Source organism: Cyanobium sp. T1B-Tous (assembly GCF_024345475.1).
Classification (GTDB): Bacteria; Cyanobacteriota; Cyanobacteriia; order PCC-6307; family Cyanobiaceae; genus Cyanobium_A.
Genome location: NZ_JAGQBE010000065.1, coordinates 1 through 12,063, shown reverse-complemented (window position 1 = coordinate 12,063; position 12,063 = coordinate 1). Strand labels below are relative to the sequence as shown.

At 65.6% G+C, this 12,063-nt stretch carries 11 protein-coding genes and 1 tRNA gene; 6 read left to right on the top strand and 6 right to left on the bottom strand.

What is annotated here, in order from left to right:
* Nucleotides 1-186 precede the first annotated feature (186 nt).
* Entirely contained in the window at nt 187-1,044 is an 858-nt protein-coding gene (locus KBY71_RS12500) for an ABC transporter permease (protein WP_254929226.1), read from the bottom strand.
* 437 nt (nt 1,045-1,481) lie between these two features.
* Here KBY71_RS12500 and secA point away from each other — a divergent pair, with 437 nt between their 5' ends.
* Complete coding sequence (secA, locus tag KBY71_RS12495; RefSeq protein WP_254929225.1) at nt 1,482-4,268, top strand: preprotein translocase subunit SecA; 2,787 nt, start codon at nt 1,482-1,484, stop codon at nt 4,266-4,268.
* Between the two features lie 16 nt (nt 4,269-4,284).
* Here secA and cysE read toward each other — a convergent pair whose 3' ends face one another.
* Nucleotides 4,285-5,043, bottom strand: a complete 759-nt coding sequence (cysE, locus tag KBY71_RS12490) for a serine O-acetyltransferase (RefSeq protein WP_396095435.1) — start codon at nt 5,041-5,043, stop codon at nt 4,285-4,287.
* A gap of 83 nt (nt 5,044-5,126) precedes the next feature.
* Here cysE and KBY71_RS12485 point away from each other — a divergent pair.
* Nucleotides 5,127-5,198, top strand: a tRNA-Gly gene (locus KBY71_RS12485).
* 54 nt (nt 5,199-5,252) lie between these two features.
* Here the strand turns inward: KBY71_RS12485 and KBY71_RS12480 are convergent.
* A complete protein-coding gene (locus tag KBY71_RS12480) occupies nt 5,253-6,242 on the bottom strand; it encodes a GntR family transcriptional regulator (RefSeq protein WP_190388575.1) in 990 nt (329 codons plus the stop codon).
* Nucleotides 6,243-6,458: 216 nt separating this feature from the next.
* On the opposite strand from KBY71_RS12480, the gene KBY71_RS12475 reads away from it, so the two are divergent.
* Entirely contained in the window at nt 6,459-7,220 is a 762-nt protein-coding gene (locus KBY71_RS12475) for a dienelactone hydrolase family protein (RefSeq protein WP_254929223.1), read from the top strand.
* Here the strand turns inward: KBY71_RS12475 and infC are convergent.
* Together infC and miaA are read right to left on the bottom strand one after the other, a co-directional pair.
* The gene (gene infC / locus KBY71_RS12470; protein WP_254929222.1) at nt 7,217-7,822 is read right to left on the bottom strand and encodes a translation initiation factor IF-3; all 606 of its coding nucleotides are present in this window, start codon (nt 7,820-7,822) and stop codon (nt 7,217-7,219) included. The genes KBY71_RS12475 and infC overlap by 4 nt on opposite strands.
* A 35-nt stretch (nt 7,823-7,857) precedes the next feature.
* Nucleotides 7,858-8,805: a tRNA (adenosine(37)-N6)-dimethylallyltransferase MiaA gene (gene miaA / locus KBY71_RS12465; RefSeq protein ID WP_254929221.1), complete on the bottom strand. Its 948-nt coding sequence runs from the start codon at nt 8,803-8,805 to the stop codon at nt 7,858-7,860.
* A 139-nt stretch (nt 8,806-8,944) separates the two neighbouring features.
* Here miaA and gyrB point away from each other — a divergent pair, with 139 nt between their 5' ends.
* On the top strand, nt 8,945-10,915 hold the full coding sequence (gene gyrB, locus KBY71_RS12460) for a DNA topoisomerase (ATP-hydrolyzing) subunit B (protein WP_254929220.1): 1,971 nt from the start codon (nt 8,945-8,947) through the stop codon (nt 10,913-10,915).
* Entirely contained in the window at nt 10,915-11,238 is a 324-nt protein-coding gene (locus KBY71_RS12455) for an SH3 domain-containing protein (protein ID WP_254929219.1), read from the top strand. Before gyrB ends, KBY71_RS12455 begins: the two co-directional genes overlap by 1 nt.
* Nucleotides 11,239-11,247: 9 nt before the next feature.
* On the opposite strand, the gene KBY71_RS12450 is transcribed toward KBY71_RS12455, so the two are convergent.
* A complete protein-coding gene (locus KBY71_RS12450) occupies nt 11,248-11,718 on the bottom strand; it encodes a glutathione peroxidase (RefSeq protein WP_254929218.1) in 471 nt (156 codons plus the stop codon).
* Between the two features lie 87 nt (nt 11,719-11,805).
* Between KBY71_RS12450 and KBY71_RS12445 the strand changes: the two genes are divergently transcribed.
* Nucleotides 11,806-12,063: magnesium transporter MgtE N-terminal domain-containing protein (locus KBY71_RS12445; RefSeq protein ID WP_396095430.1), on the top strand; the 258-nt coding region annotated here is incomplete at its 3' end.

The window sequence follows — 12,063 nt, the reverse complement described above, 5'->3', positions numbered from 1 at the left end:
AACCCCGCAGCTGCACTTTGGCGCTTCTGGGCGGCCCACCGCCCCCCCCCCCCCCCGTCCTTGCCATGGCTGCTGCTGCCGATATCGCTGCCCAGGTCCTGCAGGCCATTCCAATGTGAACGCTTGAGGTTTCGGCTGAACCGCTTGCTCACGTTCTCTAATGTCACCAGTAAGCCGTCGCTCATCTCAGGCACTCATCCTTTCGATCAAGATCGGCATCGCGAGCCGGTACACCATCCACACCAGAAGCAGCAGTACCGCTGAGCCGGCAACCGCCAGCGCCCATCCGCCCAGCAGCTGCGGAGGTTGGCCGGTGAACCAAGCGCGGGCATTTAAGATTAGCGGCGTGAGCGGGTTGAGCCGCATCAGCGTGCCTGTCCAGCCTGTGGTGGCCAAGGGGAACACAACCGGGCTCAGATACATCAGAAACTGGGTGATCAGCGGGATGCCTCGGCCGATATCGCCATAGAGCACCCCCAGCGGTGTGATTGCCAGACCTAGAGCCGTGCCTGTTAATACCAGAGCCAGCACCCCTACGGGAATCAGCAGGCCCCCCCAGCCCGGTTGCACCCCCAAGACTGGAAGCACCAGCAGCAGGATTCCCAGCTTGATGGCGGCATTGAATAGTGTTTGGTAGATACCAGTGAGGATCAAGGCTTCGCGGGGGAAGTTGATCTTGGCGAGTAGGGCCTTGTTGGCATTCACCTGCTGCAGCGGTGCATTCAGCGCATCAATCAGAATTGACCACAGCAGCGTGCCGGTGAACACAAATACCGGGTAGGGGGTCGGCGTAGCCGCCACCTGCACCACCCTGGTGCCGGTGAGGAACAGCCATACTGCTGTGTTGGCCAGCGGAATGATCAGGGCCCACAGCACCCCCAGCACGCTCTGGCGGTACTGGGCGCTGATGTCCCGCACCGCCAACCGCCAGGCCAGTTCGCGGCCGGCCCAAAGATCGCTGAGCATCTCTCGCCAGAGCTGGGCGGGATGCGCCAGGGGGCTTTCGGGGGTGTAGATGCGGACGGGGAGGGGGGCTGAGTTCATTGAATGTTTGTGCCAGGGTGTGCCTCCTGCCGGTCTTAGGCGAGCCCTCAATGGTGGCCTGCTTTGGCTTGCTCGGCTGCCAACTCAGTTCTTAGCGCTCGTTCTCGGCGGAAGCCAAGGCACCTGAGGATCGTCCAGGCAAGGGAGGTGCGGCGCGGGCTAGTAGGCCCCGGGCTGTGGCGGTTTTAGTTGCATCGACCACGTGTTGCTCTGAACAACCGGACCTCCTATTAAAAGTGATGTTTAACGTCTTAATGGGATCGGGTAGGGGCTGAGCTTGGCCACACCAAGGGTGTGAGGGAGCTGAATGGGCTGGAGCGGGCTGCTCAACGGCCTCAAGTCAGCCCCCTCAGCCTTACATAACTAGAGGGTGTAGGCGCGGCCGAGATCCTTGGTTGGCCTTAGTAAGCTGGGAAGAGTGCTGATCGGCCCTTTCCATGCTCAAGCTCCTGCTGGGTGATCCGAATGCCCGCAAGCTGAAGCGCTACCAGCCGATCGTTTCCGACATCAACCTGCTCGAGGAGGAGATTGCCCCCCTCTCCGACGACGAGCTGCGCGGCCTCACGGGTGAGTTCCGTCAGAAGCTAGGGCAGGTGGCTGGCAATGCCGCCAGGGAGCGGGCCCTGCTCGACGAGCTGCTGCCCCAGGCCTTTGCCGTGGTGCGTGAGGCGGGCAAAAGGGTGCTGGGCATGCGCCACTTCGACGTACAGCTGATCGGCGGCATGGTGCTGCACGACGGCCAGATCGCCGAGATGAAAACCGGCGAGGGCAAAACCCTCGTGGCCACCCTGCCCGCCTACCTCAATGCCCTCACCGGCCGGGGCGTGCACGTGGTGACGGTGAACGACTATCTGGCTCGCCGCGACGCCGAGTGGATGGGCCAGGTGCACCGCTTCCTGGGGCTCTCGGTGGGCCTGATCCAGCAGGAGATGGACCCGGCCACCCGCCGCGCCAACTACGGCTGCGACATCACCTACGCCACCAACAGCGAGCTGGGCTTCGACTACCTTCGCGACAACATGGCGAACGACATCGCCGAGGTGGTGCAGCGCGCACCCAACTACTGCGTGATCGACGAGGTGGACTCGATCCTGATCGACGAAGCCCGCACCCCCCTGATCATCTCCGGCCAGATCGAGCGCCCCCAGGAGAAATACCGCCGCGCCGCCGAGGTGGCGGAGCAGCTGGAGGCTTCTGCCGAAATGGGCAAGGACGGCATCGACCCCGAAGGTGACTACGAGGTGGATGAGAAGCAGCGCAACGTGACCCTCACCGATGAGGGCTACGCCAAGGCTGAGGCGATGGTGGGGGTGAGCGACCTGTTCAACCCCGAAGACCCCTGGGCCCACTTCATCACCAACGCCCTCAAGGCCAAGGAGCTGTTCACCAAGGATGTGAACTACATCGTGCGCGGCGGTGATGCGGTGATCGTCGATGAGTTCACCGGCCGGGTGATGCCAGGCCGCCGCTGGAGCGATGGCCTGCACCAGGCGATCGAGGCGAAGGAGCAACTGGAGATCCAACCGGAAACCCAAACGCTGGCCTCCATCACCTACCAGAACTTCTTCCTGCTCTACCCGCGCCTGGCCGGCATGACCGGCACCGCCAAAACCGAGGAAGTGGAGTTCGAAAAAACCTACAAACTCGAAGTCACGATCGTGCCCACCAACCGGGTGCGCTCCCGGGCCGACTGGACCGATCAGGTGTACAAAACCGAAACGGCCAAGTGGCGTGCCGTCGCCTTGGAAACGGCCGAAGTACACCAGGGCGGCCGGCCCGTGCTGGTGGGCACCACCAGCGTGGAGAAATCCGAGCTGCTGAGTGCCCTGCTGGCCGAGCAGGAGATTCCCCACAACCTGCTCAACGCCAAACCGGAAAACGTGGAGCGGGAGGCCGAGATCGTGGCCCAGGCGGGCCGCGCTGGCGCCGTGACCATCGCCACCAACATGGCTGGCCGCGGCACCGACATCATCCTCGGCGGCAACAGCGACTACATGGCCCGCCTCAAGTTGCGGGAGATGTTGCTGCCCAAGCTGGTGCGCCCGGAAAACGAGCACCGCCCGATCCCATCGGCGAAAGCCAGCCGCGACGCCAGGGCCCTCGGCAGCCTCTACCCCTGCACCCTCACCGAGGAGACGGAACAGGCTTTGGCCACCCTCGCCAAAACCTTGGTGGCCGCCTGGGGCGACCGCAGCCTCACCCTGCTGGAACTGGAGGATCGCATCGCCCAGGCGGCCGAGAAGGCCCCCACCGACGACCCGCAGGTGCAGGCGCTGCGCGCCTGCATCGCCCAGGTGAAGGGGGAATACGACGCCGTGGTGAAGCAAAACGACCAGCAGGTGCGAGAGGCTGGCGGTCTGCACGTGATCGGCACCGAACGGCACGAATCCCGCCGCGTCGACAACCAGCTGCGGGGTCGCGCGGGCCGCCAGGGCGACCCGGGCTCCACCCGCTTCTTCCTGTCGCTGGAAGACAACCTGCTGCGCATCTTCGGCGGCGATCGGGTGGCCGGCCTCATGAATGCCTTCCGGGTGGAGGAGGACATGCCGATCGAATCGGGCATGCTCACCCGCTCGCTCGAAGGCGCTCAGAAGAAAGTGGAAACGTACTACTACGACATCCGCAAGCAGGTGTTCGAGTACGACGAGGTGATGAACAACCAGCGCAAGGCCGTGTATGCCGAGCGGCGCCGGGTGCTGGAGGGCCGCGAGCTCAAGGCTCAGGTGATTGGCTACGGCGAACGCACGGTGGAAGACATCGTGGAGGCCTACGTGAACCCTGAGCTACCTCCGGAGGAGTGGGATCTCAGCCGCCTGGTGGAGAAAACCAAGGAGTTCATCTACCTGCTCGAGGATCTCACCCCGGATCAACTCCAAGGCCTTGGGGTGGAGGAGCTCAAGGCCTTCCTTCAGGAGCAGCTGCGCAACGCCTACGACATCAAGGAGGGCCAGATCGAGCAACAGCGTCCTGGGCTGATGCGCGAAGCGGAGCGTTATTTCATCCTCCAGCAGATCGACACCCTCTGGCGCGAGCACCTGCAGGCGATGGATGCCCTGCGCGAATCGGTGGGCCTACGCGGCTACGGCCAGAAGGATCCGCTGATCGAATACAAGAACGAGGGCTACGACATGTTCCTCGAAATGATGACCCAGATGCGCCGCAACGTGATCTATTCGATGTTCATGTTCCAGCCGGCACCCGCTCCCCAGGGCGCGACGGCCTGAGGGCCGCCTCGGCCCCTCAGCTCGTGCTCCCGGGGTTGTCCCCCAGGAACTCCAGGATCTCGCGGTCCTTGAGGTTCTGGGCGGCGCCGGCGCAGGGTTCGAGCAGGGGGCGGCCTGCGGCCAGTTCGCGCAGGCAGCCCTGGGTGCGGGCCAGTTCCGTTTCCAGGGCGTCGATGCGCTCCATCAGGTTGCGAATCACGCCGGCCTCGGCATCCGGCAGGGCGGAGTGGGCCAGGGGGTCGATGCGCACCCCCGATTGGTGGATCACCCGGCCGGGGATGCCCACCACCGTGCTGTCGGCCGCCACATCGCGCAGCAGCACCGAACCGGCGCCGATGCGGGTGTTGGCGCCGACGGTGATCGCCCCCAGCACCTTGGCGCCGGCGCCCACCACCACGTTTTCCTCGAGGCTGGGGTGCCGTTTGCCGTGGGCCTTACCGGTGCCCCCCAGGGTGACGCCCTGATAGAGCAGGCAGCGGTTGCCGATCACGGCCGTTTCACCGATCACCACGCCCATGCCGTGGTCGATGAACACGCCGTGGCCGATGCGCGCCCCCGGGTGGATCTCGATGCCCGTGAGCAGCCGGCCCAGCTGGCTCAGCAGCCGTGCTGTGAGCGGCAGCAGGGGCAAGCGTCCGCGCCACAGCCAATGGCTGAAACGGTGCAGCGTTAGGGCGTGCAGGCCCGGGTAGCAGAGCAGGATCTCCAGCGTGCCCCGGGCCGCCGGATCCCGCTGCTTGATGATCGCCAGGTCGGCGCGCAGGGCCTTGAGCATGGGGCCATCCTGCCGGAGCCTGCGAGGTTTGACCGAGGGGCCCCCCGTCATGCATGATCCTCAAGTCGGCCCGGTCGACACCCGCGGATGTAGCTCAGTGGTAGAGCATCTCCTTGCCAAGGAGAGGGTCGAGAGTTCGAATCTCTTCATCCGCTTGATTAACGCCTGAGCAGGCCGCCAGCGGCGCCATCAAGCCGCCAGCGGCGCCATCAAGCCGCCAGCAGCCCGATCTCCTTGCGCAGGGCATCGATCGTGGCGCCGCCCAGGTAGCTCTGGGCGCAGTGCACCACCGGCATGCGCATCAGTTGGGCGCGGTTCTGGCGCAGGCTCTGCTCCACCAGCGGCAGGCTAGGACGGTCACAGAGCACGTGGCTGGCGGCCCGCAGCAGGGCCAGTAGGCGGCTGCCGGTGTCGGGGTTGGCGGTCATCACCAGCAGCTCGTTGCCGCGCATGCTGTGCAGGATCACCTCGGCGGCCCGCAGGATGCCCGGGCTGATGCTCACCAGGCCCACGCAGCTGCCCTGGCGCAGCTCCTTGAGTAGGTCGAGCTCGTGGCGGAAATCGTTGAGGTCCACCGCCACGGCGCGCACCCCGTGGAGCTTGGCGATCTCCTCCACCGGCTGGAGGAAATAGCGGCTGGTCACCACCGTGCCGTTGTTGGATTCGGTGAGCACCGCCGCCAGCTCCTCCATCGGCACCACCTCCACCGGCACCTGCAGGTTGGGGCTGAGCTCCTCGGCGATCAGCATCGAGGCGCCGATGTCTTCCCGGGGGGTGCTGACCAGCACCCGGGCGCCGCAGCGCAGGCGCCAGTCGATCTCGCGGGTGAGCAGGTCGCGGCTCTGCTGCAGGGTGCAGCCCGCATTCAGCAGCCCATCGACGCTCTGGCGCACCTGGCGGTCAATGTCGGGCAGCGGCCGGCCGCGGGGGCCCGGCGGGGGCTTGATTTCGCGCGGTTTCTGTTGGTCGCGCACGTAGATGCCCGAGCCCGCCATCGCCTCCACGACGCCGTCGGTTTCCAGTTGCCGGTACACCTTGCTGATCGTGTTGCGGTGCAGGCCGGTCTGCATCGCCAGCTGCCGGGTGCTCGGTAATCGGTGCCCCGGCGGGTAGTGGCGGGCCGCAATGGCGAAGCAGATCTGGTTGTAGAGCTGCGTGGAGGCCGGAATGTCGCTTTCCTGTTGGATGTGGAATCGCACGCCGGGGTTGGGCCAATTGGGCTGGTGGCCACCTTAAGGAGCATCGGCCCAGGGGACAATCCCCCCGTTGGCATACGACCCTGTGCCGGTTGGGCGCGCTGGGGCTGTTCTGACTGGCTTGAGGGAGGTGCGTTGGCGGTGCTCCTGAACTCTGTACAGCCTGTACAACACTCAGGACACCGCTTCGGCAGCACCCGACTTCCCTGCCGCCACCCCATGACCCAGTCCTCTGTTCCCGTTCAAGCCCGCTGGCACCGGCTCTCCAGCCCGTCCGCACCGCCGCTGCGAGGCTGGTGGGCCGTCCCGGCCGATCGGGCGCCCCGAGCGGCGGTGCTGGTGCTGCCGGAGGTGTTTGGCGTGAATGGCTGGGTGCGCAGCGTGGCTGAGCGGCTCGCGGGCGAGGGCTATGCCGCCCTGGCGATGCCGATTTTTTCGCGCACGGCCCCCGAGCTGGATGTGGGCTACGACGCCGCCGGCCTGGCGGAGGGCCGCCGCCACCGTGACCAGCTCACGGCGGATCAGTTTCTGGCCGATGCCCGCAGCGCCATTGCCTGGATTCAAACCCAGCCGGGCCTTGAGCATCGGCCCATCGGCTGCGTGGGCTTCTGTTTCGGCGGCCACCTGGCCCTGCTGGCAGCCACCCAGCCCGAGGTGACGGCCACTTGCGATTTCTACGGCGCCCGCGTGTCCACCGATCGCCCCGGCGGCGGGCCGCCCACCCTGGCGGTGCTGCCCCAGATCGCTGGCCGCCTGCTCTGCTTCTGTGGCGACCAGGATCCCCTGATGCCACCCGAGGAGCTGGCGGCCATCCGCGAGGCCCTGGCGAAGGCCGGCCAGCCGCCGCTGGTCGTGGCTCCGGGGGCCGGTCATGGCTTCATGTGCGAAGCCCGCGCCGACTTTCATCCTGCAGCGGCGGCCGCAGGCTGGAGCCAGATGTTGGGGCTGTTCGCCGAAACGCTGGAGTTCGCGCCGCCTTAGCCCGCCTGCTCAGCAGCCGCGCTCACGGCCGGTTTGGCACTGCCCTTGGGGGCGGCAGCCTTGCGGGGGCTGAGGAACATGATCATGTTGCGGCCCTCCCGCTTGGGGGGCTGCTGGATCTCGGCGTTGTCCTCGAGATCTTTGGCCATGCGCATCAGCAGCACCTCGGCGAGGGCGGTGTGCTGGATTTCGCGGCCCCGGAAGATCACGGTGCACTTCACCTTGTCGCCGTCCTTGAGGAAGCGCTGCGCCTGGCCGATCCGCACTTGGTAGTCGTGCGAATCGATCTTGTAGCGCATCTTCACTTCTTTGACTTCGGTCTGGTGCGACTTCTTCTTGGCCTCCTTGGCCTTCTTTTCCTGCTCAAACTTGTATTTGCCGTAGTCCATGATCCGGCACACCGGCGGATCGGCCTTCTCGCTCACCAGCACCAGATCGAGTTCCCGGTCTTTGGCCACTTCCAGGGCCTCTTCGCGGGTGATCACCCCCAGTTGACTGCCGTCGGCATCCACCACCCGCAGGTTGGGGTAGCTGATGCGGTCGTTGATGTTGGGCAGCTCCCGCACGGGAGCACGGCGGTCAAAACGGGGACGTGGAGGCATTCAGGGGTGTGAAGGATCGCGAAATCGCTAACGCTTTACCCTAGAACGCGCTCGACCTCCTGCAAGGCCTGGGCCAGCTGGTCTGCCGTGGTGCGCCCTGAGAGCCAGGTGGGCTGGTGGCGGCGCCGGAACCAGGTGCGCTGGCGCTTGGCGAACTGGCGGGTGCGTTGCTCGGTGAGCGCGATCGCCTCGGCTTCGCTGAGCTCACCCGACAGCCGTTGGCGGGCTTCGGCGTAGCCAATCGTGCCCAGCAGGGGCAGCTCCGCCCCGTAGCGCTGCATCAGGGCTTCGGTTTCGGCCACCAGCCCCTGGTCGTAGAGGGCCCGGGTGCGGCTGGCGATGCGGGTTTTCAGGTCGGTGGGCTGGAGGCCCAGCTCCAGCACCCGCCAGGGCGGCGGCGTGGCCCCCTGCTGGCTCGACAGGGGGCGACCGGTGGCATAGAGCACCTCCAGGGCCCGCTGGGTGCGCACGGCATCGGCGGCGGCGATGCGGCCGGCGGCCACCGGATCGCCCTGGCGCAGGAGCTGGTGGCAGAGGGGCTGGCCGAGGGCCGCCAGCTGGGCCCTGAGCTGGGGCTGGGGCGGCACCGCCGGCGGCTCCATGCCCTGGGTGATCGCCTGCAGGTAGAGGCCGCTGCCGCCGGCCAAGAGCGCCACCGAAGGCCCGCTGGCGCGGGGGCGGCATAGCTCGGCCTGGAGCTGGGCCTCGGCCAGGGCGCGGAATTCCTGCAGGTTGATCGGCTGGTCGGGATCGCGCAGATCCAGCAGCTCATGGCGGGCCAGGGCCCGCTGGGCGGCCGTGGGCTTGGCGGTGCCCACGTCCATCTGGCGGTAGAGCTGGCGCGAATCCACATTCAGCACCGCCAGGTCCAGGGCGCGGGCCAGGGCGATCGCCAGGTCGGTCTTGCCGCTGGCGGTGGGGCCCAGCAACACCAGCACCAGCGGCTGATCAGCAGGCGGGGTGGGTGGCACAACGGGGCTCATGGGTCCACCTTGCCAGGGGGTGTCTCCCCGGGTTGCCGGTGGTAAATTGCCTTGTGCGAAGGGCTTTTGGGCCCGTTCGCGCCTTACTTGCCCCGGGATGCCGCCGTCCTGTGCCGAATCCCAGGGGAGACCTTCCTGCATGAGCGCTGAAAGCCAAGGTTCCACCAAAGTTCAGGCCGCCTACGGCGCCGAGCAGATCCAGGTTCTGGAAGGCCTGGAGCCGGTGCGCAAGCGGCCGGGCATGTACATCGGCTCCACCGGTCCGAGGGGCCTGCACCACCTGGTGTACGAGGTGGTCGACAACGCGGTGGATGAGGCCTTGGCCGGCCACTGCGACCAGATCTTGGTGGTGCTCAACGACGACGGCTCCTGCGCCGTTACCGACAACGGCCGCGGCATCCCCACCGATATCCATCCCCGCACGGGCAAGAGCGCCCTTGAGACCGTGCTCACCGTGCTGCACGCCGGCGGCAAGTTCGGCTCCGGTGGCTACAAGGTGTCCGGCGGCCTGCACGGCGTGGGCGTGTCGGTGGTGAATGCCCTCTCCGAGTGGGTTGAGGTCACCGTCTACCGCCAAGACCAGGTGCACACCCAGCGCTTTGAGCGCGGTGCGCCGATCGGCATTCTGAAATCCGCGGCCGGCGAGAAGGGCCGCACCGGCACGGCGGTGTGCTTCAAGCCGGACATCGAGATCTTTTCCACCGGCATCGAGTTCGATTACCAGACCCTCTCGTCGCGCCTGCGCGAGCTGGCTTACCTCAACGGCGGCGTGAGGATTGTCTTCCGCGACGACCGCGCCGCGGCGCGCAATGCGGCCGGAGAAGCCCACGAAGAAATCTATTTCTACGAAGGCGGCATCAAGGAATACGTCGCCTACATGAATGCGGAGAAGGATCCGCTCCACCCCGAGATCATTTACGTCAATTCCGAGAAGGAAGGCGTGCAGGTGGAGGCCGCGCTGCAGTGGTGCGTGGATGCCTACTCCGATAGCATCCTCGGCTTTGCCAACAACATCCGCACCGTGGATGGTGGCACCCACATCGAGGGTTTGAAAACGGTGCTCACCCGCACCCTGAACACTTTTGCCAAGAAGCGCGGTAAGCGCAAAGATGCCGACACCAATCTGGCGGGCGAAAACATCCGCGAGGGTCTCACCGCCGTGCTGTCGGTGAAGGTGCCCGATCCGGAATTCGAGGGACAGACCAAAACCAAGCTGGGCAATACCGAGGTGCGCGGCATCGTCGACACCCTGGTGGGTGAAGCCCTGAGTGAATACCTGGAATTCAACCCCTCGGTGATCGACCTGATCCTCGAGAAGGCGATCCAGGCCTTCAACGCCGCAGAGGCCGCCCGCCGGGCCCGGGAGCTGGTGCGCCGCAAGAGCGTGCTGGAGAGCTCCACCTTGCCCGGCAAGCTGGCCGACTGCAGCTCCCGTGACCCCTCCGAGTCGGAGATCTACATCGTGGAGGGTGATTCGGCTGGTGGCTCCGCCAAGCAGGGCCGGGATCGCCGCTTCCAGGCGATCCTGCCGCTGCGGGGCAAAATTCTCAACATCGAGAAAACCGACGACGCCAAGATCTACAAAAACACCGAGATTCAGGCCTTGATCACGGCCCTAGGCCTGGGCATCAAGGGCGAAGACTTTGACGAAAAGAACCTTCGCTACCACCGGATCGTGATCATGACCGACGCCGACGTCGACGGCGCCCACATCCGCACCCTGATTCTCACCTTCTTCTTCCGCTATCAGCGGGCCCTGGTTGAGGGTGGCTACATCTACATCGCCTGCCCACCCCTCTATAAAGTTGAGCGGGGTAAGAACCACACCTACTGCTACAACGAAGACGATCTCAAGAAAACGATCGCATCGTTTGGGGAAAAGGCGAATTACACGATCCAGCGTTTCAAGGGCTTGGGCGAAATGATGCCGAAGCAGCTATGGGAAACCACCATGGATCCCACCACTCGCATGATGAAGCGAGTCGAGATTGAAGATGCTCTCGAAGCCGATCGCATCTTCACAATCCTGATGGGCGACAAAGTTGCCCCGCGCCGGGAATTCATCGAGGCTCATAGCGCCACCCTCGATCTAGCTCAGCTCGACATTTGATGGCGGGCACCCGCATGACGCAGTCGTCTGCAGCTTGGCGCTGGGCGGCCCTGCTGGGTTTCGCCCTGATCACCCCCGTGGGTTTGCCCGCCGGAGGGGCTGATCGGAGGCCCCATGAGGTGCGGCGGCGTAGCGCCAGCGATCCCTTGATTTCCTCTCGTGCTGTGGCTTTGCGGGTCGCTCCTGAACAACGGGCGCCTGCCCTGCAGCAACTTGGGCCAGGTGAGCCCCTGCGGGTGCTGCGCAGCTGGCGGGGCAGCTCCGGCCAGCGCTGGTTGCAGGTGCAGGTCGCTGATCGCCGTGGCTGGGTGCCGGCGGGTTGAGTCTGCCGCTCAGGCGGCCAGGGCAGCTTCGATGGCGCCCTTCAGCTCAGCGGAATCGGGCTCCACATTGCTCTTGTAGCGGCCCAACACGGTGCCATCCTTGCCCACTAGAAACTTCTCGAAGTTCCAGGCCACGGGGCCAGCGGGCTCGCTTTGGCTGAGGGTGGTGTAGGGCTCTTCAGCCATTACCACCTTGTCGAGCAACTCAAAATCAGCGCCGTAGGTGCTGGAGCAGAACTGCTGGATCTCTGGCAGCGTGCCGGGCTCTTGGGCGCCGAAATCGTTGCAGGGGAAGCCGAGCACCGCCAGGCCCTGGGGGCCGTAGCTCTCCTGAAGCGCCTGCAGGCCTGCGTATTGGCGGGTGAAGCCGCAGCGGCTGGCTACGTTCACGATCAGCAGCACCTTGCCGGCCCATTCGCCCAAAATGCGATCGTCGCCTTTGGCGTCGCGCACGGCCACATTGCTCACGGAGATAGCCATTGGTGCGGGTGTCATCAAGTGGGCGGACCATAGCGAGCCGAGGGCAGCTGCGACCCATAAACTCATTATTGCGGCGTCGCGGTGCCCATGAGCGAAGCCAACGGGATTCAGGTGGCCGAGGTGGTCGCCCAACAGCTGGAAAGCCTGCTTGAGGCCGGTAACTACGACGGCGCCAAGTTGCTGCTCGGCCCCGTGCAGGAGGTTGATGCGGCAGAAGCGATCGGCAGCTTGCCGCGCACCCTGCAGGCCCTGGCCTTTCGGCTGTTGCCAAAGGACGAAGCCATCGAGGTCTACGAATACCTCGATGCAGCGGTACAGCAGACCTTGCTGGAGCGGCTGCGCTCC